Here is a 21,168-nt window from a genome sequence, read left to right on the forward strand (position 1 = left end):
CGGCCTGCTGAATGGCCGAAGGCCCGGGAGGGGCGCAGCTTGAACGACACGATTTCCATCGCCGTGCTGCCCGGGGACGGCATCGGGCCCGAGGTCACGGGGCCGGCGCTGAAGGTGCTGGACCGAGCCGCCGGCATCTTCGGCTTCCGCGTCTCCGCGGTCGAACATCCGGCGGGCGCCGGGCACTACCGCGATCACGGCGAGGCGCTGCCGCAGTCCACGGTGGACGCGGTGGGCCGGGCGGACGCCACGCTGCTCGCCGCCATGGGCCTGCCGGAAGTGCGCTATGCCGACAACACGGAGATCGTGCCCCAGATCGACCTGCGCGAGATCTTCGGCCTTTTCGGCGGCGTGCGTCCGATCCGCGCCTGGCTGCCCGACGCCGTGCCGCTGAAGGACCCGCGGGGCCGCGATATCGACTTCGTCCTGGTCCGGGAGTCTACCGAGGGCCTGTTCGTCGGCCGCGGCAAGGAACAGGCCGACGGCGACCGGGCCGTCCGCGACATCATGGAGGTGACGCGGACGACGTCGGAGAAGCTGTTCCGCTTCTCCTTCGACCTCGCCCGCACGCGCCGCAAGCAGCTGACCCTGGTCGACAAGGCCAACGTGCTGGGCTCCATGGCCTTCTTCCGGCGCATCTTCGACGAGATCGCGGCCGAATATCCGGACGTCACGACGGAGCGGCTCTACGTCGACGCCTGCGCCATGGCGATGGTGCAGCGGCCATGGGCCTTCGACGTCATGGTGACCGAGAACATGTTTGGCGACATCCTCTCCGATCTCGGTGCCGGCCTGATCGGCGGCCTGGGTCTGGCGCCCTCGGGCGATATCGGCGGCGACGTCGCGATCTTCCAGCCGAGCCACGGCACCGCGCCGGACATCATGGGCCAGGGCATCGCCAACCCGGCCGCCATGATCCTCTCGGCCGCGCTGATGCTGGACTGGCTGGGCCGCCGCCGCGAGGACGAACGCCTGCAGCGGGCGGCCTCCGCCATCGAACGGGCCGTCGAGGCGGCGCTCGGCTCCGGCGCCGCGCGTACCCGCGACCTGGGCGGAAAAGCCACCACTGCCGCCGCCGCCGACGCGGTGCTCGCGGAACTCAAGGGGTGAGTTTGCGCGTCCTCGGCGTCGGCGCCGGCTATTTCGCGCAGTTCCACTACGATTCCTGGAAGCGGCTGGACCGCGCCGAACTGGCCGGCGTGTGCGACCTCGACGTCGGAAAGGCGGAGGCCGTGGGCGGGGCGCCGGCCTTCGCCGATCTCGATGAAGCGCTGGAGAAGACCGCGCCTGACGTGGTCGATCTGATCACCACGCCGGCGACACGTCTGGTGCTGGCACGGCGCGTGTCCGAGCGCGGTCTGCCGATGATCCTGCAGAAGCCGCTGGCCGACGACCTGGCCGGCGCCCGGGCCATCGCCGACACGGTCGAGGCGGCCGGGGTCCGGGCGCTGGTGCATGAGAACTTCCGCTTCCAGCCCTGGTACCGGGAAGCGCGGAGGCTGCTCGACGCGGGCCTGCTGGGCGCGCCGCAGTCGATCCTGTTCCGCCTCCGGCCCGGCGACGGTCGCGGCCCGGACGCCTACCTCGCCCGCCAGCCCTATTTCCGGCAGATGCCGCGCTTCCTCGTCCACGAGACCGGTATCCACTTCATCGATACCTTCCGCTTCCTGTTGGGCGAGGTGGGGGAGGTTTGCGCCGATCTCCGCCGCCTCAACCCGGCGATCGCGGGCGAGGACGCCGGGATCGTCCTGTTCCGCTTCCGGGACGGTGGCCGCGGCGTCTTCGACGCCAACCGGCTGGCGGAGTTCGAGGCGGCGAACCCGCGGCTCACCATGGGCGAGCTCTGGCTGGACGGTACGGAAGCGCGGCTCCGGCTCACGGGCGACGGTGCGCTCTGGGTCAAGCCCAACGGACAGGCCGAACGCCGCCATGGCTACGCCTGGGACGACCGGGGCTTCGGCGGCGACTGCGTGCATGCCTTCCAGGCGCACGCCCTGGCCCACTTCCTGGACGGCGCGCCGCCGGAGACGAACGTCCGCGCCTATCTCCGCAATATCGAGATCGAGGAAGCCGTCTACCGCTCGGCCGAGGAAGGGCGGTGGGTGGCGGTGTAGCGTCGAATTCGCGGTGTCATGCCCGCCCTGTGCGGGCATCCGGTTGAATCATTGACTGGCGGCGCAGCCGCTCCGGACCCCCGCACCAGGCGGGGGTGACAGGTTCTTGCCGGAACGTCATTGCCCGTTCGTCCGGCCGGTCGCTCGCGGGACGGCGGGCTGGCCGGCCCCGCCATCTCCAGTTCGCCTGTTCCGTTCTAGAACTCCACGCCCTGCTGCGCCTTGACGCCGGCGCGGAAGGGGTGGGCGAGCATGGTCATCTCGGTGGCGAGATCCGCGATCTCCAGCAGCTCGTCCTTGGCGTTGCGGCCGGTGATGACGACGTGGGTCATCTCCGGCTTCTCGTTCTTCAGGAAATCGACGATCTCCCCGACCGGGATGTAGTCGTATCGCAGCGCGATGTTGAGTTCGTCCAGCAGGACCATCTTCACCTCCGGGTCGAGGATCAACTCCTTGGCGCGCTCCCAAGCGGCGCGGGCGTTGGCGACGTCACGCTCGCGGTCCTGGGTCTCCCAGGTGAAGCCCTCCCCCATGGTCTCGAAGGTGCAGAGGTCGGAGAACCGCTCCTCGATCAGGCGCCGCTCGCCGGTGTCCATGCCGCCCTTGATGAACTGCACCACGGCGCAGCGCATGCCGTGGGCGATACAGCGGAAGATCATGCCGAAGGCGGCGGTCGACTTGCCCTTGCCCTTGCCGGTGTGGACCACGATCAGGCCCTTCTCGCCGGTCTTGGTGGCCATGATCTTGTCCCGCGCGGCCTTCTTCTTGGCCATCTTCTCGTTGTGGCGGGCGTTGGGATCTTCATGCTCGGCCATCGGTCAGCCTCCCTCGATCAGTTCGTTCAGTCGTACTGTGGCGTCATTGGCCTGCGGGCGCCAGAAGCCGCGCCGGATCGCCTCGTCCAGCCGCGCCGCGATTTCCTTCAGCGCCGCCGGATTGTGTTCGGCGATGAAGCCGCGCACGGCATCGTCGGCCAGATAGGCGCGGTAGAGCAGGTCGAAATGGTGCGAGCCGACCGCGCTGGTGGTCGCCGCGAAGGCGAAGAGGTAGTCCACCGTCGCTGCGATTTCGAAGGCGCCCTTGTAGCCGTGGCGCATGACGCCTTCGATCCATTTCGGGTTCGCGGCGCGAGAACGCACGACCCGGCCGACCTCTTCCGACAGGGTACGGATGACGGGACGTTGGGGCCGGGAATGGTCGTTGTGATAGCTGACCGGCTCCGCCCCCCTCAGGTGGGTGACGGCGGCGTTCATCCCGCCCTCGAACTGGTAGTAGTCGTCGGAATCGAGGATGTCGTGCTCGCGGTTGTCCTGGTTCTGGACGACCGCCTCGACGTTGGCGAGCCGGGTTTCCAGTTCGCCGCGCGCCCGGTCGCCCTCCGCGCCCGCGCCATAGGCGTAGCCGCCCCAGTTCAGGAAGCTGTCGGCCAGATCGCCCCGGTTCTCCCACAGCCGTTCGTCGATCAGCGCCTGCAGCCCTGCGCCATAGGCGCCGGGCTTGGCGCCGAAGATGCGGTAGCCCGCCCGGCGCTCGGCTTCGGCGCGGTCCAGCCCGCCATCCGCGAGTTGCGCCGCCTCGCGGACAAAGGCGGCGGCCAGCGGGTTGTCGTCGGGACTCTCGTCCAGCGCCATGATCGCGCGCACCGCCGAATCGAACAGGTCGATCTGCACGGGAAAGGCGTCGCGGAAGAAGCCGGAGATGCGCAGCGTGACGTCGACGCGGGGCCGGCCCAGCGCCGTGGCGGGAATGATCTCGAAGCCCGTGACGCGCCGGGACGCCTTCTCCCAGACCGGACGCGCGCCGATCAGGGCCAGCGCCTGGGCGATGTCGTCGCCGCCGGTGCGCATGTTCGACGTGCCCCAGGCGGTCAGCGCCATGGTGCGCGGCCAGTCGCCCTGGTCCTGCATGTGGCGTTCGATCAGCCGGCTGGCGGACTTCCAGCCCAGCGTCCACGCGGCCTCGGTCGGCATGGCGCGGCTGTCGATGGAGAAGAAGTTGCGGCCCGTCGGCAGCACATCGGCCCGGCCCCGCGTCGGCGCGCCCGACGGTCCCGGCGGCACGAAGCGGCCGTCGAGGCCACGCAGCAACGCTGTCATCTCCGCCGCGCCGCAGCTATCCAGCGCCGGCGCGAGGTCTCTGTCGAGACGGTCGAGAATTTTCGCTGACTCCGGCATCCCCCCCACCCGGCGCTCCGCGCCGACCTCCCCCAAGGGCGAATTGAAGCCCGTCTCCTCTTCTCCCTTCCCCTTGATGGGGGAGGGCCGGGGAGGGGGTAATAGCGAAACGCTTGCCACCAGTTCGGCCGCCAGAAGTTCGATCCGCTCGACGGTGTCGCCCGCCGTGCGCCAGGGGGCGTCGTCGGCCTTCGCCAGCGCGTCCGGTTTCGGTCCCGTCCACGGCGCGCCGAGGTCGCAGTCCAGCGGATCGAAGCCCAGTCCGAGATCGTCGGCGATGGCGCGGTGGAGCGAACCGTGGTTGCGACCCGGCACGCGGGCGAGAGCGACCAGCAGGTCGCGCCTCTGCCGTCCATCCGGCGATTGACCGAAGACATGCAGGCCGTCGCGGATCTGCGCTTCCTTCAGTTCGCAGAGATAGTTGTCGAGCGCCTGGAAGGCGGCCTCCTCGTCGTCGCCGGGGGCGATGCCGGCATCGGCGTCCAGCCCCTCGGTGCGGACCAGCGACAGGATCTCCTTCTTCAGGTGCTCCAGCCGGCGGCGGTCGAGGCCGGCGGCGTCGTAGTACTCGTCGACCAGCGCTTCCAGGTCCTTCAGCGCGCCATAGGTCTCCGCGCGGGTCATGGGCGGCGTCAGGTGGTCGACGATCACGGCGGCGCTGCGGCGCTTGGCCTGGGAGCCTTCGCCCGGATCGTTGACGATGAAGGGATAGAGATGGGGCAGGGCGCCCAGCGCCGCCTCCGGAAAGCAGCTTTCCGAGAGCGCCAGGGCCTTGCCCGGCAACCATTCCAGATTGCCGTGCTTTCCCAGATGGACGATGGCGTCCGCGCCGAAGGACCGCCGGAGCCAGCAGTAGAACGCGAGATAGCCGTGCGGCGGCGGCAGATCGGGGCTGTGATAGCTTTCCTTCGGGTCGATCTGGTAGCCGCGGGCCGGTTGCACGGCGACCACGGCGTTGCCGAACTCGATGACGGAGAGCACGAAGCCGCCGCGGGCGGGATCGTGGAACGGATCCGTTTCCGGCGCGCCCCAGCGGTCCTCAACGGTCCGCCGCAGGTCTTCCGGCTGGCCTTCCCAGAAACGGCGGTAGTCGTCCGTCGCCAGCACCACGCCGCCGGTGCGTTCGGTCCGGTCGGTCAGCCAGTTGGTCGGACCGGCCATGATCCGGTCCATCAGCACCTTGCTTGCCTCAGGCGCCCCCTCGATGCGGTACCCGGCGTCCCGCAGCGCGCTCAGCACGCCAACCGTGCTGGCGGGCGTGTCCAGACCGACGCCGTTGGCGAGCCGTCCGTCGCGGTTGGGGTAGTTGGCGAGCACCAGCGCGACCTTGCGTTCGGCAGCGGGCTTGCGGCGCAGCGTCGTCCAGTTGCGCGCCAGTTCGGCGACGAACCGGACCCGGTCGGCGCGGGGCTTCGGCGTGACGATGGCGCACTGGACGTCCTCGTCGAACGCCGCCTCGGCCTTGAAGGAGATCGCCCGGCTGAGCACCCGGCCGTCCACTTCCGGCAGGGCGACGTGCATGGCGATGTCGCGCGGTCCCAGGCCCTGCATGGATTCGGCCCAGGCCGCCTCGGAACTGGAGGCCATGACGACCTGCAGCACCGGCGTGTCCTCCGATTCCAGTACGGTGTTCAGGATCTCGGCCGAGCCGTCCGCCTCGCCCGGCTTGCCGACGGCGAAGGCGGTCAGGTTGAGGACGATGTCGGGGCGCGCCTCGGCCATGATCCCGCGCAGCACATCCGCCGAGAGCTCTTCCTTCAAGCTGGCGACGAAGACTGGCACGGGCTGCAGCCCGGCTTCTTCCAGCGCCCCGATCAGCGCGTCGACAGGTTCCGTCGAGCCGCCCTGCAACAGTGCGCGGTAGAAGACGACCATGGCCGCCGGCCGGGCGCGTCCGGTCTGCACCTCGGCGAGCGAGGGCGCTTCCCGGCCGGGCCAGTAGAGCCCGGCGCGCATGAGTCGCTTCGGCGGGGGCGGGGCCTCGCCGCCTTCCAGCAGCGTGCGGCAGAGCGCCAGCCAGTGGCGGTAGTTGGCCGGGCCGCCCTCTGAGAGATAGCGGTGCAAGTCCTCGTAGCGCTCGCCATTGAGCGTCGAAACCGCCTTCAGGTCGGCGTCGGGCTTCTCGTCGCCGGGCAGGGCGGCGAACGCGATTCCCTTCTCCCGGCAGGCGTTGGCGATCTCCTCGATGCAGTAGGACCAGTAGCCGACGCCGCCCAGGAAACGCCCGACCACCAGCCGCGCGCCGGCGACGGTGTTCTCGACATACTGGTCCACCGACATGGGATGCTTCAGGAACATCAGGTTGGCGAGACGCAAAGCCGGCGCTTCCGGTCCAAGCTCCCGCCGCGCCGCGGCCAGCGCCGCGATCTCCGTGTCTGCCGCGGTCAGGAAGACGACATCGGCCGGGCTCTGGGCCAGGTCGACCGCTTCCGTCCCGTCGTCGATCTGTCCGGGCTGCGCCTGGAGGAGATGCATCAGACCCTTCCGATGAATGTGGTGGCGCCCCTGGACCGGATCCAGGAGGCCGGGCGCGGGCGGTTCAACCGGATTCCTGGGGCAGGCCCGAGGATATCAAGCCATGGCGACCGGCAGGCCGGTTCCTACGCCGCGCGGTCGTAGACGCGGCGGAGGTCGGCCTCGATCGCGGCGCGGTCGAAGCCGGTCTCGCCGATCACGACCAGTCTCGTCCCCCGGGGTTCGCCCGCGCGCCAGGGGCGGTCGAAATAGCTGTCGATGCGTGGGCCCACGGCCTGCACGACCAGCCGCATTGGCTTGCCGGCAACGGATGCGAAGCCCTTCAGTCTGAGGATGTCGTGCGCGCGGATGACCTGGGCGACCTGCATTGCAAACGCCTTCGGATCGCCGATCTCCGGCAGTTCGACGGCGAAGCTGTCGAACTCGTCATGGTCGTGATCCTCGGCGCCTTCCCGTTCGTGATGGGTGGGACGGTTGGCGATATCGTCCTCCGCGCCGATGCCGAGACCGAGCAGCGCCGCAGGCGCCACGGCGCCGTGGCTGGAGCGGATCACCTGCACGCCCGGGCGGATGTCGTGCCGGAGTTCCGCCATGACCTTCTCGAGGCCGCCTTCGCCCAGCAGGTCGGTCTTGTTGATCACGACGATATCGGCGCAGCCGAGCTGATCCTCGAACAGCTCCGAAAGCGGCGTTTCGTGGTCCAGCATCTCGTCGGACAGCCGCTGGCGGTCCAGCGCCGCCTCGTCGTGCGCGAAGCGGCCTTCGGCCACCGCCGCGCCGTCGACCACGGTGACCACGCCGTCGACCGTGACCCGCGTGCGGATGTCGGGCCAGTTGAACGCCTTCACCAGGGGCTGGGGCAGGGCGAGGCCGGAAGTCTCGATGACGATGTGGTCGGGCCGGATCTCGCGCTCCAGCAGGGCGGTCATGGTGGGGATGAAGTCGTCGGCGACCGTGCAGCAGATGCAGCCGTTCGCCAGTTCCACCACGTCTTCCTCGCGGCAGGTTTCCTCGCCGCAGCCCTTCAGCACCTCGCCGTCGACGCCCAGGTCGCCGAATTCGTTGATGATCAGGGCGATGCGCTTGCCGCCCGCATTCTGCAGCAGGTGTCGGATCAGCGTCGTCTTGCCGGCGCCGAGAAAGCCGGTGACGACGGTCGCCGGGATCTTGCTCATGGCAGGGACTCCAATGTCGCGCGGCCGCCCGGCCCGGGGCCGGACGGCGGCGATGTTCCGTGATGGTACCGGGCGTCGCGCCGGTCAGCCGAGGATCATGCCCTCGACGTTCTCCAGGAAGAAGGTGAGGCCGACGCCGGCGATCACCGCGCCCGCCAGCCGGGGCTGCAGCGCTTTCGGCTCCGCCGCCTTCCAGACCGCGGTCACCAGCGCCATGGCGCCCAGCGCGATGACGTACTGGGTCAGGCCGAAGCTGACCAGATAGGCGAGAAGCGGCGTCGTCTCCGCGCCGACGATGGCCGATCCGTAGGCGAAGCCATGGAACAGGCCGGCGACGGCGAAGAAGCCGATCTGCAGCGCCGGCGCCATGGTGCGGCCCGACAACACCACCGCGCCCAGCGCGACGACGGACGCCGAGATCAGCAGCTCCGGCAGGGGCAGCATGACGCCCGCGACATGCAGCAGGCAGCCGGCGACGGTCGCCGCAACGAAGGCCAGCGGCGTCAGGAGGCGCCGGGCGCTGAACGCAGCGGCAAGACCGACAGCGACGATGAAGGCCAGATGGTCGAAGCCGATCATCGGATGGCCGATGCCGGACAGGAAGCCCTGGAAGAAGGTCTCCGGCGTGGCGCCGCCCAGCGGATGGTGCGCCAGGGCCGGCGCGGCGGCCAGCATGGAAAGTATCAGGGCGCCAAGGCCGGCGTTGAGCGATTTGAACTTCATGTGTCTCTCCCTCGACCGCCCCTCCGGCGGTCCGTTGGCGTGCTCTCTCGCGGCGGCAGGTTTCCTGGCTCGCGCCTCGGCGGACCTTCCCCGCCTTCCCGGGCTGGCGGCCCAGTGGCGTATCGGGGCGTCCTCGACGCTTACAGTTGCGGGGGCAGCCACGGTCTAGGTCCCTGATGGGTACGCCGCACCGTGTTCCCTTTTGCATCCGCCGAACGCTTCGGATTCGGCGGAACCGCTGCTGGGTGTCATGGTGGCCCATGCGGCAGTCGAGGACAAGCCCCGGTACGGCATGGCTTGCGCGATCCGCGACTCGGGTGGAATAACCGTCCCCACGCGGTAACGGGAAGATCGATGGAAGACGTCCCCCTGCTGGAACTGAACGGCGTGGCCAGGTCCTTCCCGGGCGTGGTGGCGAACCGCGACGTCAGCCTCGCCGTGGGGCGGGGCAGCATCCACGCCCTGCTGGGTGAGAATGGCGCCGGCAAGTCGACGCTGGTCAAGATCATCTACGGCGTGCTGCGCCCCGACGCGGGCCAGATGTTCGTCAACGGCCGCAGGCATCGTCCGCAGAAGCCGGCCGACGCGCGCGCGGCCGGTATCGGCATGGTCTTCCAGCACTTCTCGCTGTTCGACGCGATGACGGTGGAAGAGAACATCGCCCTCGGCTTGCCGGCCGACGCGATCGGCGACGACCTCGAACACCGCATCCGCGCCGTGTCCGCCGAATATGGCCTGAAGGTGGATCCGACGCGGCGCGTCGACGACCTCTCGGTCGGCGAGAAGCAGCGCGTCGAGATCGTCCGCTGCCTGCTGCAGTCGCCCAGTCTGCTGATCATGGACGAGCCGACGTCGGTGCTGACGCCCCAGGAGGCGGAGAAGCTGTTCGACATTCTCCGGCGTCTCAGGGACCGCGGCTGTTCGGTGCTCTACATCTCTCACAAGCTGGACGAGATCCGGGCCATCTGCGATGCGGCGACGGTGCTGCGCCGCGGCGAGGTGGTCGCGCGGTGCGATCCGCGAAAGGAGACCGCGCGGAGCCTCGCCGCCATGATGATCGGCGCGGAACTGCCGCCGCCCCGCCGCGCGAAGCAGACGCCGGGCGATGTGCGTCTGAAGGTGGACGACCTCTCCCTGCCGGCGGTCTCGGAGTTCGGCACAGCGTTGCGCGGTATCTCCTTCGAACTGCGGGCAGGCGAGATCCTTGGTATCGGGGGTGTCGCCGGGAACGGTCAGACCGAGTTGATGGAGGCACTGATCGGGGAGCGGCCAAGCGCCAGGCGGGAGACCATCGTCCTGGACGGCAAGCCCGTGGGCACGCGTGGACCGGTCGGCCGCCGCGCCCGCGGCATGGCCTTCGTGCCGGAGGAGCGCATCGGACACGGCGCCGTGTCCGAGATGTCGCTGGCGGAGAACGCGATCATTTCGGCCCGCGGCGGCCAGGGCCTGGTAAGGCGAGGCTTCCTGAGTTTCCTTTCCGCCGCCGGCTACGCGAAACGCGTGATCGAGGTCTTCCGCGTTGCCGCCACCGGCGCCTCCGCGCCGGCCGGCAGCCTCTCGGGCGGCAATCTGCAGAAGTTCGTGGTCGGCCGCGAGGTGCTGCAGGAGCCGGGCGTGCTGATCGCCGCCCAGCCGACCTGGGGCGTCGATGCCGGTTCGGCCGCCGAGATCCACGCCGCGCTCGACCGCCTGGCGGCCGCCGGCGCCGCCGTGCTGGTGATCAGTCAGGACCTGGACGAACTGCTGGCGATCAGCGACCGCTTCGCGGTGCTCTCGGAAGGCCGGCTGAGCCGTCCGCGGCCGACAGGCGAACTGGATATCGAGACCATCGGCCTGATGATGGGCGGACGTCTGGAGGAGGCCGCGTGATCCGGCTGGAACGACGGCCGCAGCCTTCCCGGGCGGTGGTCTGGATGACGCCGGTGCTGGCTGTTCTGCTGACAGTCGCTGCCGGCATGGCGCTGTTCGCGATCATGGGTGTCGACCCGGTACGGGCGGTGGGAATCATCTTCCTCTCGCCCTTCTCGGACGCCTACAGCCTCTCGGAACTGATCGTGAAGGCCACGCCGCTGATCCTGATCGGCGTCGGACTGTCGCTCGGCTTCCGGGCCGGGGTCTGGAACATCGGCGCGGAGGGCCAGTTCGTCATCGGCGCGCTGACCGGCGGCGCTGTGGCGCTCGCGTTCTACGACATCTCCGGCGTCTGGCTGCTGCCGCTCATGAGTCTTGCGGCCGTCGCCGGTGGCATGGCCTGGGCTGCCGTGCCGGCCTTCCTGCGCACCCGCTTCGGCACCAACGAGATACTGGTCAGCCTGATGCTGACCTATGTCGCCATCCTGTTGCTGAGCGCCATGGTCACCGGCCCGCTGCGCGATCCCGACGGCTTCAACTTCCCCGAAAGCCGCATCTTCCACGACAGCGCCCTGATGCCCCAGCTTTTCGAGCAAGGCCGGGCCAACGCCGGCTTCCTGGTGGCGCTGGCTGCGGCGGCGACGGGCTGGATCCTGCTCGGCCGGCATGTGGTCGGCTTCCAGATCCGTCTGATGGGCCAGTCACCGCGCGCCGCCCGCTTCGCCGGCTTCCGGGAGAAGCGCATCATCTGGTTCTGCCTGATGGTCTCCGGCGGGCTGGCGGGCCTCGCCGGCATGTTCGAGGCCGCAGGCCCGGTCGAACAGCTCGTGCCGGCCCTGCCGGCGGGCTATGGCTTCACGGCGATCATCGTCGCCTTCCTCGGACGCCTGAACCCCATCGGGATCGTGCTGGCCGGCTTCGTCATCGCCGTCACCTATATCGGCGGCGAGGCGGCGCAGATCCAGATGCAGCTTCCCGCCGCGGTCACGCGCGTCTTCCAGGGCATGCTGCTGTTCTTCCTGCTGGGCATGGACCTGCTGGCCGGCTTCCGTTTCCGCCTCAGGCTGCCGCGCCGGGCCAACGTGGTGGAGACGCCCTGATGGAGCTCGCCGTCGACATCCTGGTCGGCATGATGCTGGCGGCGACGCCCCTGCTGTTCGCGGCGCTGGGCGAACTGGTGGCCGAGCGTGCGGGCGTGCTGAACCTGGGCGTCGAGGGCATGATGGTGGTCGGTGCGGTGACGGGTTTCATCGTGACCGCCGAGAGCGGCTCCCATTTCGCCGGCATCGCCCTTGCGGCCTTCGCAGGCACGCTGATGGGGCTGCTGTTCGGGCTGATGACCCAGATCCTGCTGGCCAACCAGGTCGCCACCGGCCTGGCGCTGACGATCTTCGGCCTCGGCCTCTCGGCGCTGATGGGGCAGGGCTATTCGGGCCTGTCCGTGCCGCCGCTGGAGGCCATCCGGCTGCCGGTGCTGAGCGAGCTGCCGGTTCTCGGGCCGCTGCTGTTCCACCACGAACCGATGTTCTATCTCTCGATCCTGCTGACCGCGCTGGTGGCCTGGTTCCTCTACGCCACCCGCGCCGGCATGATCCTGCGCGCGGTGGGGGAGAACCATCACGCCGCCCACGCCATCGGCTTCCCCGTGGTGCGGGTGCGGCTGGCCGCGGTCGCCTTCGGCGGCGCCATGGCGGGGCTCGGCGGCGCCTATCTCTCCGTCGCGCGGACGCCGCTCTGGTCGGAAGACATGACCGCCGGTCGGGGCTGGATCGCGCTGGCCATCGTCGTCTTCGCCAGCTGGCGTCCCGGGCGGGCGCTGCTCGGCGCCTATCTCTTCGGCGGCGTCACCATCGTCCAGCTTCACGTCCAGGGCGCCGGCGTCGACATCGCCAGCCAGTATCTCTCGATGCTGCCCTATCTCGCCACCATCGTCGTGCTGGTGCTGATCTCCGGCGGGCGGGGGGCGGCGGTGCTGCGCGCGCCGGGCAGCCTGGGCCGGACCTTCTACGCTTCTTCTTGACCGGGTCGCTCAGACGGTTAGGGAGAAGGAGCCTGCATCCCTGTTCAGGAGGACCCATCGACATGTTCAAGCGCATCGGGGCGCCGCTGTTGGCGGCGGCCATGGCCGCATCATTCGCCTTCGCGGCGACGGCGGCGGAGAAGCTGAAGATCGGATTCGTCTATTGCTGTCCGGTCGGTGACCTGGGCTGGTCCTACGAGCATGATCAGGGCCGCAAGGCGATCGAGGAAGCGCTGGGCGACAAGGTTGAGACGACCTATGTCGAAGGCGTCGCCGACGGTCCCGATGCCGAGCGCGTCATCCGCCAGCTCGCCCAGGGCGGCAACGACCTGATCTTCACCACCTCCTTCGGTTTCATGAACCCGACCGTGAAGGTGGCGAAGCGCTTTCCCGACACGATGTTCGAGCACGCGACCGGCTTCAAGCAGGCCGAGAACCTGGCCACCTATTCGGCGCGCTTCTACGAGGGCCGGCACGTCATCGGCCTGATCGCCGGCGAGATGACCGAGAGCAACATCGTCGGCTACATCGCTTCCTTCCCGATCCCCGAGGTCGTGCGCGGTATCAACGCCGCCTACCTGGCCGCGAAGTCGGTCAATCCCGACATCCAGTTCAAGGTCGTCTGGGTCAACACCTGGTTCGATCCGGGCAAGGAGGCCGACGCGGCCAAGGCGCTGATCGACCAGGGCGCCGACATCCTGATGCAGCACACCGACAGCCCCGCGGCGATGAAGATCGCTGAGCAGAACGGCATATACGCCTTCGGTCAGGCCTCCGACATGACCCGCTTCGGCCCGAACGCGCAGCTCACGGCGATCATCGACGACTGGGCGCCCTATTACATCGAGCGCGTCAAGGCGGCGCTGGATGGCGCCTGGGAAGCGAAGGACACCTGGGGCGGCATCGGCAGCGGCATGGTCGCCTTCGCGCCCTACAACGACGCCATGCCCGGCGACGTCAAGGCGCTGGCGGACAAGGCCCGTGCCGAGATCGCCGCCGGCGAGCGCCATCCCTTCACTGGCCCGATCCGCCGTCAGGACGGCAGTGTCTGGCTGGCGGAAGGCGAGACGGCGAGCGACGCGGACCTGCTCGGCATGAACTTCTATGTCGAAGGTCTCGAGGGCAGCCTGCCGAAGTGACCCGGACGGTTTGAAACAGCCATGACGGCGGCGGGCGTTACGGTCGTCGACCATCCCGTGGCGCAGCACAAGCTGACGCTGCTGCGCCGCGCGGCGACGCCGCCGTCGCTGTTCCGCCGCACGCTGCGGGAACTGGGTGCGCTGCTGGCCTACGAGGCGCTGCGTGATCTGCCGGTCGCAGCGGTCAGGATCGAGACGCCGGTGGCGGAGATGGACGCTTCGGAGATCGCGCAAGGTACGCTGGCCGTGGTTTCTATCCTCAGGGCGGGCAACGGGCTGGCCGACGGCGTCTCCGACCTGCTGCCGGACGCGCCGGTCGGGCATATCGGCCTGCGCCGCGACGAGGCGACGCTGAAGCCCGAACGCTATTACCTCAACCTGCCGCGTGGCATCGGACGGGCGCGGGTGCTGCTGGTGGATCCGATGCTGGCGACCGGCGGCTCCGCGGCGGACGCCATCGATCAGCTGCGCGCGGCCGGCGTGCGCGAGATTCGCTTCGTCTGCGTGCTTGCCGCGCCGGAGGGTCTGGCCCATATGGCCGAACGCCATCCGGACGTTCCCGTGGTCACCGCCGCCATCGACAGCCGTCTCAACGAGGTCGGCTACATCGTCCCCGGGCTGGGGGATGCGGGCGACCGGCTTTATGGTACCGTTTGAGCGCAACATTCAGGGGAGAACACGGAAATGCCGTCAGGTGTGAATCAGATGGTCGACGACGCGATGGCCAGGGTGGAAACCATCAGCGTCGACGACGCGAAGGAACTGGTGGGCAAGGATGGCGTCACCATCGTCGATATCCGCGATGTCCGCGAACTCTGGCGTGACGGCAAGATCCCCGGCGCCTATCACGCGCCCCGCGGCATGCTGGAGTTCTGGATCGCCGAGGACAGCCCCTACACCAAGGATGTGTTTCAGACGGGCAACAGGTTCGTCTTCTATTGCGCTGCCGGCGCGCGGTCGGCTCTGGCGACCGACACGGCGATGAAACTGGGCCTGACCAATGTCTGCCATATCGGCGGCGGTTTCGGCGCGTGGAAGAAGGCGGGCAACGAGATCGAAGCGGTCGAGAAGAAGTAGCCGCGGCCGGATTCGGGTTCCGATCAGGAGCGCCGAACCGGAAGGCGACAGCGGCGGTCATCGATGCGGAGGGGACATCATGAACGCGCGGCTGCGCCTGTGATGAGCGCGCTTCTCGACATCCGCGATCTCCGTATCCGCCGCAAGGACGGCGGCAACGTTCTCCGTGGCGTCTCCGTGACGGCGGCGGCGCGCGAGGTCCATGGACTGGTTGGCGAGAGCGGCGCGGGCCGGACCACTGTCACCCGCGCCATCCTCGGCATGCTGCCGGACGACATGCGCATCGCCGGAGGCCGGATCCGCTTCGACGACAGCGATCTGCTGGACATGCACCCTTCGCCCAGGCGGCGGCTTCTGGGTCGGCATATCGCCACCATCCCGCGCGATCCGCTGATGGCGCTGACGCCCTCGCGCCGGATCGGCCGCCAGGTCGCCGATGTCTTTCGCGAGAACCTGAAGTTCGGCCGTACCGAATCGCGGCGCGCGGCGCTGCAGCTGCTGGAGGAAGTCGGCGTCCGCGAGCCCGAACACGCGGCTGAACGCTATCCCTATGAGCTTTCCGCGGTCGCGCGGCAGCGCGTGCTGATCGCCATCGCCTTTGCCTGCAGCCCCAAGCTCGTCATCGCCGACGAGCCGACGGCGGCCCTCGACGTCACGGCGCAGATGCAGATTCTCCGTCTGATCGCCGACATGACCGAAAGCCGCCGGTCGGCGCTGCTGTTCGTCACGCATGATCTGAGTGTGGTCGCGCGGATGTGCGACCGGGTGACCGTGATGCATGAGGGGATGGTGGTCGAGCAGGGGCCGGTCTCGCAGATGCTTTCGAAGGACGCGCAGCCATTTACCCGCGCGCTGATGGCCTCGATGCCGCGTCATGACCGGCCCGGCGAGATACTGGAGCCGGTGCCGGAGCTGGTCCGGGCCGAACTTCGTGCCCGCGTCGCGGAGTACGACCGCCGTCACCGCTGAGGACGGGCTGCCGGTTTCCGCTTTCTCAGGCGCCAGGTCAGGGCGCTGGAGATCAGAAGGCGCAGCCGTTCCAGCGGCAGCGAATCCGCGTCGCGGAAGTGGATGGCGCGGTTCCCCTCGTAGTCGAAGCCTTCGGGAAAGAGATCGCGGAAATCCGGGATGATCGTGGTCTGGCAGTGGGCGTAGATCGCGAACCCGCCCTGTTTGTCCGGGGCGAGCCGGAGCGTGGAGCCCGACTTCGTCTCCGGCGTCAGATAGGCTGGCTGGCCCCATTTCAAGGTCTCTTCCACCGCGCCCACGCCCGGCGTCGCCGCTGCGGTCTCGAAGATCAGTCCGCGCAATGCCAGCAATCCTTCCCGCGCCGGCTCGGCATAGGAGTCGAAGACAGCCTGGACGGCCGCGTCCCGGAATGGCGGCGCCACCTTCATCGCGGTCCGCCTCAGTTTCCCGCCTCGATGCGGACCAGCAGCGCGTTGGTGGCGACCTGCTGACCTTCCGCGGCGGCGGTCTCCGAGACCTCACCGGCGACGGGCGCGGTGATCTCGTGCTCCATCTTCATGGCTTCCAGCACGGCGACGATCTGGCCGCGGGTCACCTTGTCGCCGGCCTTCACCGCCAGGCGCAGGACGCGGCCGTTCATGGGCGCGACCACGGCGCCGTCGCCGCCCGCCGCCTCGGCGGCGCGGTCGAGATAGGTCGTCTCCTCCGCCGCGATGTCCGCCATTTCCGTCTGCAGCAGCAGGCTCTCTCCGTCGAAGCAGAATGCGGCGCGTTTCGTGCCCGCTTCCGTGCGCCAGGCGATTTCGGCATTGCCCACGCAAGTCCCGGCAACGGTCACTGTCCCGCCGCCCGTGGCGACGTCGTAATCGTCACCGCCATGCCAGATCACGGTGACTTCGTGCTCGTCCTCGCCGATGCGGATCACCATCGGGCTGCGCGGCGTCTGGCCGGAACTGCGCCAGCCGTGAAACGCCGCCGGGGCGTCCGTCCGCGTGCGCCGGAACAGCAGGACAGCGGCCAGGGCGATGTCTTCAGCCCCGATCGTCGCCGGCTTCAGCCGGGATTTCGGAAAACGCTGCTCGATGAAAGCCGTGGTCGCCTCGCCGGCGGCGAAGACCTCGTCTTCCAGCGTCTCGATCAGGAAGCGCCGGTTGGTCTCGACGCCCAGCAGCTTCGTGTCGCGCAGCGCATTCGCCAGCCGCAGCCGGGCCGCGTCGCGGGTCGGCCCGTGAGCGATGACCTTGGCGATCATCGGATCGTAGAAGGGCGTGATCTCCTGGCCTTCCGAAAGGCCTGCATCGACGCGGATGCCGGCGCCTTCCGGTATGCGCCACAGATGCGCACGGCCGGTGCGCGGCAGGAAGTTCTTCGCCGGACTCTCGGCGTAGAGCCGGACCTCGATGGCGTGCCCGTCCAGGCGGATATCCGCCTGCCGGGCGGGCAGGTTCTCGCCCTCGGCGACGCGGATCTGCCATTCCACCAGGTCGTAGCCGGTCACCATCTCGGTCACCGGATGCTCCACCTGCAGGCGGGTGTTCATTTCCAGGAAGTAGAAGTCGCCGTTGCGGTCCAGCAGGAACTCGACCGTTCCCGCGCCCAGATAGCCGATGGACTGCGCCGCCTGCACCGCGGCCTCTCCCATCGCGCTGCGGATTTCCGGCGTGACGGCCGGGGAGGGGGCCTCCTCGACCACCTTCTGGTGGCGGCGCTGGACCGAACAGTCGCGCTCGCCCAGATGGACGACATTGCCGGACCGGTCGGCGAAGACCTGGATCTCCACATGGCGCGGCTCGACCACGGCCTTTTCCAGGATCAGCCGGTCGTCGCCGAAGGCGTTCTTCGCCTCCGATCGCGCCGCCTTCAGCGCCCGTTCCAGCTTTGCCGGATCGTCGACCAGGCGCATGCCGCGGCCGCCGCCGCCGGCGCTGGCCTTGACCATCAGCGGAAAGCCGATACGGCTCGCCTCGGCCAGCAGCTTCGCGTCCGACTGGTCCTCGTCCTGGTAGCCGGGCACCGTCGGCACCCCGGCCTCGATCATGCGCAGCTTGGACCGCGCCTTGTCGCCCATCAGGTCGATGGCCGCGATCGGCGGGCCGACGAAGGTAATCCCGGCGTCTTCGCAGGCCCGGGCGAACTTCGCGTTCTCCGACAGGAAGCCGTAGCCGGGATGGATGGCGTCGGCGCCCGTCTTCCTCGCGGCGTCCATGATGCGCTCGATCGAAAGATAGCTTTCGGCGACCGCGGCGGGGCCGATCTCGATTGCCGTGTGCGCCATGTGGACGTGCGGCGCGCCGGCGTCCGCGGCCGAATGCACGGCGACGGTGCGGATGCCCAGACGGCGCGCGGTACGGATGACGCGGCAGGCGATCTCGCCGCGGTTGGCGATCAACAGGGTGTGGATGGTCATGTTTCCCCCGTTCCGGTCAGCCGCCGGTCTTCTGGTTCCGGCCGGGCAGGGTGCCCATGTACTTGCAGATGATCGACAGCATCACCTCGTCGGCGCCGCCGCCGATGGAGGCGAGGCGGCCGTCGCGGTAGCGGCGGCTGATCGGCGTTTCGTTCATGAAGCCCATACCGCCGAAATACTGCAGGCAGCCGTCATAGACCTCCCGCTTCAGCCGCCCGACCTTCAGCTTGGCCATGGAGGCGAGCTTGGTGACGTCGTTGCCTGCGGTGTACTCCTCGATGCAGCGGTACATCAGCGAACGCAGCATCTCGACCTCGGTCTGCATCTCGGCCAGGCGGAAGTGGATCACCTGGTTGTTGATCAGCGGCTTGCCGAAGATCTGGCGCTGGCTGGTGTACTCGATGGTCTCCTGGATCGACTTCTCCAGACCTGCCAGCCCGGAGGCCACGGCCCACATCCGCTCCTCCTGGAACTGCTCCATCTGGTAGGTGAAGCCCATGCCTTCCTCGCCGATGCGGTGCCGCTGTGGCACGCGGACCTCGTCGAAGAAGATCAGCCCGGTGTCCGAGGAGCGCATGCCCATCTTGTCGAGCTTCTTCGCCTTCTCGATGCCCTTTGAATCCATCGGCACCACGATCAGCGACTTGTTGCGGTGGACCTGGCCGTCCGGATCGGTGTTGACCAGCATGGTCATGTAGTCGGCCTGCCAGGAATTGGTGATCCACATCTTCTGGCCGCTGATGACGTAGTCGCCGCCGTCCTTGCGGGCGTAGCTCTTGAGCGAGGCCACGTCTGAGCCGGCGCCGGGCTCGGAGACGCCGATGCAGCTCACCATCTCGCCGGAGATCGCCGGCGCGAGGAACTCGGCGCGCAATTCGTCGGAGCCGTGCTTCGCCAGGGCGGGCGTCGCCATGTCCGTCTGCACGCCGATGGCCATGGGCACGCCGCCGCAGTCGATATGGCCCAGCGCCTCGGCGAAGGCGAGATTGTAGGAATAGTCGAGACCGAGGCCGCCATAGGCCTCCGGCTTGTGGATGCCCAGAAAACCGAGCTTGCCGAACTTCGGGAAGACCTCGTGCGCCGGAAAGGCGCCGGCCGCCTCCCAGTCGTCGACATGGGGGTTGATCTCGTCCTCGATCAGCTTCTTCGCCGAGCGGATGATCTCGTGGTGTTCGTGCGTGTAGACGCCCATGCCGCGTCCTCCCCAGACCGCGTGAATCCGTCCGCACATTAGGACGAAGGACCGGGCGGGGGAAGGCGCGAGCCGACCCGCGGGCAAAGGCAGTGATGTCGCAGGACATTGAACGGCCGGCGGCGGCCGCTCACCTGAAATGATATCGCCCGAGCAAGGCGGAAACGGCGCGGAGACGCCGGAACAACAACCTCAGGCGCGCGCCGCTTCCGCTTCGGGCCGCGCGCCCGTAGCGTAGCAGGAGCAAGGCGTGGCGCAGGACATCCATGACGACTTCCAGGCCGAGCTGGTCGCGGCCCTTCCCTACCTGTATCGCGTCGGCCGGCGTCTGGCTTCGTCCGGCGACCGGGCCGAGGATCTGGTGCAGGACGGGGTGGAGCAGGCGCTGCGCAAGCGCGGCCGCTTCCGCGGCGACGGCAGCGTGCGATCCTGGGTCGCCGCCATCATGGCCAATCTGCATCGTTCCCGGGTGCGCCGGGACGGCCGGCGCGGGGTCCACGAGAATGTGGACGACTGCCGCGATCTGATCGTCGTGAGACCATCGCAGCCGGCCTATTCGGCGGTCGGGCGGCTCTGGCTGCGTGTGCGGACATTGCCCTGCCGGGAGCGCCGGGCGATCTATTTCGCCGGCTTCTGCGGCATGAGCCATGCCGAGCTGGCGCGGCGGGAGCGGGTGGCGCCGGGGACCATCAAGTCCCGCCTGTCGCGGGCCCGCGCCCGCCTGGCCGAATAGCCCGGAGGCCTTCAGGCCCGCCAGTTGTCGACCCGGCGCTCAGCCTCTTCCTTCTCGATCCCGTACCGCTCCTGGACGATCCCCACCATCTTGTCGCGGTCGCCTGCGATCTTCTCGATATCGTCGTCGGTGAGTTCGCCGAACTGCCGGCGCGCCTCGCCCTTGAGCTGGTTCCAGTTACCCTTGAGCTGTTCCGAATTCATCACGCTACTCCTCTTCGTTCCGGCATCACCGAGGGCGACCCCGCATCGGACAGCCGCGGGGCGCAACCCCGCGGCCTTCGCCTGGTTCCCTGTCGCTGTTCAGCCGGTGTTCTCGTCCCACCAGTTCTCAATGTCCTGCGACCAGGCGTCGAGACCGGTGGTCCGTGCCGCCTCCTCGTCATATTCGGGCGCCGCCTCGAAGCGTTCCTCGGCGATGTCCAGCACCAGCGTGTCCTCGCCCTGGATCTTCTTCAGCTGCTCCATCGAGACCGGGGTGAGGTTGTCGCCGATGCCGAACAGGCCGCCATGGCTGATCAGCACGTAGGAAGGATTGCCCTCGCTGTTCAGGATGACGTCCTCGACGGCGCCGAGATCCTCGTCCTGCATGTTGACCACATCAGCGCCCATCAGCATTTCCGCACGCACCGCACCCTTCATTCCGGTCAGGCTCTCGGCCTCGTCCAGGCGCTCCATGCGGCGTTCCTGCAGTTCGGCGGTGTCCGCGCCGTTCTTCCGCGCATTGGTGCGGACTTCCTCGATCTTCTGCAGCATCCAGCGGCAGCCGTCCTCGTCGCCGTTGTAGGCCAGGGTGTAGGCCGCTTCGCGCAGGGTGCGGACATCGGCGCGCAGTTCCGGATCGTAGCGGACGTTGCTGTCGCGGTAGTTCGCCTGCATGTCGTGGATGCTGGCGACGCATTCGGAATTCGCGGCCCGGTCGCCCCGCGCCTCCGTCCGTTCCTGGCCCTGCGCCGGGGCGTTCTTGTTCGCTGCATCGTTCTGCGACTGGGCCTGGGCGGTGCCCAGCGCCGCGACGCTGGTCAGGGCCACTGCCGCCACGCCGGCGGCCGCCAGCTTCTTCATCGTCGGAATCATGTCGAAATACTCCACACTGACTTTCTTGTTGGAACGGCGTTTC

Annotated in this window: 19 protein-coding genes and 1 riboswitch; of the genes, 10 read left to right on the forward strand and 9 right to left on the reverse strand. The window is 68.7% G+C overall.

The genetic code is table 11. From position 1 onward, the window contains the following. Positions 1-39 precede the first annotated feature (39 nt). Together CWC60_RS22995 and CWC60_RS23000 are read left to right on the forward strand one after the other, a co-directional pair. Positions 40-1,110, forward strand: a complete 1,071-nt coding sequence (locus CWC60_RS22995; protein ID WP_206420113.1) for an isocitrate/isopropylmalate dehydrogenase family protein — start codon at positions 40-42, stop codon at positions 1,108-1,110. After that, positions 1,107-2,114, forward strand: a complete 1,008-nt coding sequence (locus CWC60_RS23000; protein ID WP_109796245.1) for a Gfo/Idh/MocA family protein — start codon at positions 1,107-1,109, stop codon at positions 2,112-2,114. The genes CWC60_RS22995 and CWC60_RS23000 overlap by 4 nt, the downstream gene beginning before the upstream one ends. Positions 2,115-2,311: 197 nt before the next feature. On the opposite strand, the gene cobO is transcribed toward CWC60_RS23000, so the two are convergent. From cobO to CWC60_RS23020, 4 genes are all read right to left on the reverse strand, one after another. Next, the gene (gene cobO, locus CWC60_RS23005) at positions 2,312-2,929 is read right to left on the reverse strand and encodes a cob(I)yrinic acid a,c-diamide adenosyltransferase (protein ID WP_109796246.1); all 618 of its coding nucleotides are present in this window, start codon (positions 2,927-2,929) and stop codon (positions 2,312-2,314) included. Positions 2,930-2,932: 3 nt separating this feature from the next. Continuing rightward, on the reverse strand, positions 2,933-6,763 hold the full coding sequence (cobN, locus tag CWC60_RS23010) for a cobaltochelatase subunit CobN (protein ID WP_109796247.1): 3,831 nt from the start codon (positions 6,761-6,763) through the stop codon (positions 2,933-2,935). A gap of 125 nt (positions 6,764-6,888) precedes the next feature. Further along, positions 6,889-7,938 (reverse strand): cobalamin biosynthesis protein CobW, encoded by a 1,050-nt coding sequence (gene cobW, locus CWC60_RS23015; RefSeq protein ID WP_109796248.1) that lies wholly within the window; start codon positions 7,936-7,938, stop codon positions 6,889-6,891. Positions 7,939-8,022: 84 nt separating this feature from the next. Further along, positions 8,023-8,661, reverse strand: coding sequence for a HupE/UreJ family protein (locus CWC60_RS23020; RefSeq protein WP_109796249.1), 639 nt, complete (start codon positions 8,659-8,661; stop codon positions 8,023-8,025). Between the two features lie 37 nt (positions 8,662-8,698). After that, a riboswitch (cobalamin riboswitch) is annotated at positions 8,699-8,916 on the reverse strand. A gap of 99 nt (positions 8,917-9,015) precedes the next feature. Here CWC60_RS23020 and CWC60_RS23025 point away from each other — a divergent pair. From CWC60_RS23025 to CWC60_RS23055, 7 genes are all read left to right on the forward strand, one after another. Further along, positions 9,016-10,530, forward strand: coding sequence for an ABC transporter ATP-binding protein (locus CWC60_RS23025; protein ID WP_109796250.1), 1,515 nt, complete (start codon positions 9,016-9,018; stop codon positions 10,528-10,530). Further along, positions 10,527-11,612: an ABC transporter permease gene (locus tag CWC60_RS23030; protein ID WP_206420114.1), complete on the forward strand. Its 1,086-nt coding sequence runs from the start codon at positions 10,527-10,529 to the stop codon at positions 11,610-11,612. Before CWC60_RS23025 ends, CWC60_RS23030 begins: the two co-directional genes overlap by 4 nt. Then, positions 11,612-12,532 carry an ABC transporter permease gene (locus CWC60_RS23035; RefSeq protein ID WP_109796251.1) on the forward strand — a complete coding sequence of 307 codons (921 nt, stop codon included), beginning with the start codon at positions 11,612-11,614 and terminating at the stop codon, positions 12,530-12,532. The genes CWC60_RS23030 and CWC60_RS23035 overlap by 1 nt, the downstream gene beginning before the upstream one ends. A 62-nt stretch (positions 12,533-12,594) precedes the next feature. Next, entirely contained in the window at positions 12,595-13,671 is a 1,077-nt protein-coding gene (locus CWC60_RS23040) for a BMP family ABC transporter substrate-binding protein (RefSeq protein WP_109796252.1), read from the forward strand. 21 nt (positions 13,672-13,692) lie between these two features. Beyond that, entirely contained in the window at positions 13,693-14,328 is a 636-nt protein-coding gene (gene upp, locus CWC60_RS23045; protein ID WP_109796253.1) for a uracil phosphoribosyltransferase, read from the forward strand. A 27-nt stretch (positions 14,329-14,355) separates the two neighbouring features. Further along, positions 14,356-14,748: a rhodanese-like domain-containing protein gene (locus tag CWC60_RS23050; protein WP_109796254.1), complete on the forward strand. Its 393-nt coding sequence runs from the start codon at positions 14,356-14,358 to the stop codon at positions 14,746-14,748. Between the two features lie 102 nt (positions 14,749-14,850). Further along, entirely contained in the window at positions 14,851-15,717 is an 867-nt protein-coding gene (locus CWC60_RS23055; protein ID WP_109796255.1) for an ABC transporter ATP-binding protein, read from the forward strand. On the opposite strand, the gene CWC60_RS23060 is transcribed toward CWC60_RS23055, so the two are convergent. The 3 genes from CWC60_RS23060 to CWC60_RS23070 are packed head-to-tail and all read right to left on the reverse strand — an operon-like array spanning position 15,708 to position 19,316. After that, the gene (locus tag CWC60_RS23060; protein WP_109796256.1) at positions 15,708-16,145 is read right to left on the reverse strand and encodes a DUF1801 domain-containing protein; all 438 of its coding nucleotides are present in this window, start codon (positions 16,143-16,145) and stop codon (positions 15,708-15,710) included. The genes CWC60_RS23055 and CWC60_RS23060 overlap by 10 nt on opposite strands. 11 nt (positions 16,146-16,156) lie before the next feature. Further along, positions 16,157-18,124 carry an acetyl/propionyl/methylcrotonyl-CoA carboxylase subunit alpha gene (locus CWC60_RS23065; RefSeq protein ID WP_109796257.1) on the reverse strand — a complete coding sequence of 656 codons (1,968 nt, stop codon included), beginning with the start codon at positions 18,122-18,124 and terminating at the stop codon, positions 16,157-16,159. 16 nt (positions 18,125-18,140) lie between these two features. Then, entirely contained in the window at positions 18,141-19,316 is a 1,176-nt protein-coding gene (locus CWC60_RS23070) for an acyl-CoA dehydrogenase family protein (RefSeq protein WP_109796258.1), read from the reverse strand. 250 nt (positions 19,317-19,566) lie between these two features. Here CWC60_RS23070 and CWC60_RS23075 point away from each other — a divergent pair, with 250 nt between their 5' ends. After that, entirely contained in the window at positions 19,567-20,049 is a 483-nt protein-coding gene (locus CWC60_RS23075; RefSeq protein ID WP_109796259.1) for an RNA polymerase sigma factor, read from the forward strand. An 11-nt stretch (positions 20,050-20,060) separates the two neighbouring features. On the opposite strand, the gene CWC60_RS23080 is transcribed toward CWC60_RS23075, so the two are convergent. Together CWC60_RS23080 and CWC60_RS23085 are read right to left on the reverse strand one after the other, a co-directional pair. After that, positions 20,061-20,252 carry a CsbD family protein gene (locus CWC60_RS23080; protein ID WP_109796260.1) on the reverse strand — a complete coding sequence of 64 codons (192 nt, stop codon included), beginning with the start codon at positions 20,250-20,252 and terminating at the stop codon, positions 20,061-20,063. 99 nt (positions 20,253-20,351) lie between these two features. After that, positions 20,352-21,125, reverse strand: a complete 774-nt coding sequence (locus tag CWC60_RS23085; RefSeq protein ID WP_164516709.1) for a PRC-barrel domain-containing protein — start codon at positions 21,123-21,125, stop codon at positions 20,352-20,354. Positions 21,126-21,168: the final 43 nt, after the last annotated feature.

The organism is Minwuia thermotolerans, from assembly GCF_002924445.1.
Classification (GTDB): domain Bacteria; phylum Pseudomonadota; class Alphaproteobacteria; order Minwuiales; family Minwuiaceae; genus Minwuia; species Minwuia thermotolerans.

What these genes read in the sequence shown, in the direction of transcription:
- cobO (WP_109796246.1), bottom strand. Translation starts at nt 2,929, where the DNA reads ATGGCCGAGCATGAAGATCCCAACGCCCGCCACAACGAGAAGATGGCC.
- cobN (WP_109796247.1), bottom strand. Translation starts at nt 6,763, where the DNA reads ATGCATCTCCTCCAGGCGCAGCCCGGACAGATCGACGACGGGACGGAA.
- cobW (WP_109796248.1), bottom strand. Translation starts at nt 7,938, where the DNA reads ATGAGCAAGATCCCGGCGACCGTCGTCACCGGCTTTCTCGGCGCCGGC.
- CWC60_RS23020 (WP_109796249.1), bottom strand. Translation starts at nt 8,661, where the DNA reads ATGAAGTTCAAATCGCTCAACGCCGGCCTTGGCGCCCTGATACTTTCC.
- CWC60_RS23025 (WP_109796250.1), top strand. Translation starts at nt 9,016, where the DNA reads ATGGAAGACGTCCCCCTGCTGGAACTGAACGGCGTGGCCAGGTCCTTC.
- CWC60_RS23035 (WP_109796251.1), top strand. Translation starts at nt 11,612, where the DNA reads ATGGAGCTCGCCGTCGACATCCTGGTCGGCATGATGCTGGCGGCGACG.
- CWC60_RS23040 (WP_109796252.1), top strand. Translation starts at nt 12,595, where the DNA reads ATGTTCAAGCGCATCGGGGCGCCGCTGTTGGCGGCGGCCATGGCCGCA.
- upp (WP_109796253.1), top strand. Translation starts at nt 13,693, where the DNA reads ATGACGGCGGCGGGCGTTACGGTCGTCGACCATCCCGTGGCGCAGCAC.
- CWC60_RS23050 (WP_109796254.1), top strand. Translation starts at nt 14,356, where the DNA reads ATGCCGTCAGGTGTGAATCAGATGGTCGACGACGCGATGGCCAGGGTG.
- CWC60_RS23055 (WP_109796255.1), top strand. Translation starts at nt 14,851, where the DNA reads ATGAGCGCGCTTCTCGACATCCGCGATCTCCGTATCCGCCGCAAGGAC.
- CWC60_RS23060 (WP_109796256.1), bottom strand. Translation starts at nt 16,145, where the DNA reads ATGAAGGTGGCGCCGCCATTCCGGGACGCGGCCGTCCAGGCTGTCTTC.
- CWC60_RS23065 (WP_109796257.1), bottom strand. Translation starts at nt 18,124, where the DNA reads ATGACCATCCACACCCTGTTGATCGCCAACCGCGGCGAGATCGCCTGC.
- CWC60_RS23070 (WP_109796258.1), bottom strand. Translation starts at nt 19,316, where the DNA reads ATGGGCGTCTACACGCACGAACACCACGAGATCATCCGCTCGGCGAAG.
- CWC60_RS23080 (WP_109796260.1), bottom strand. Translation starts at nt 20,252, where the DNA reads ATGAATTCGGAACAGCTCAAGGGTAACTGGAACCAGCTCAAGGGCGAG.
- CWC60_RS23085 (WP_164516709.1), bottom strand. Translation starts at nt 21,125, where the DNA reads ATGATTCCGACGATGAAGAAGCTGGCGGCCGCCGGCGTGGCGGCAGTG.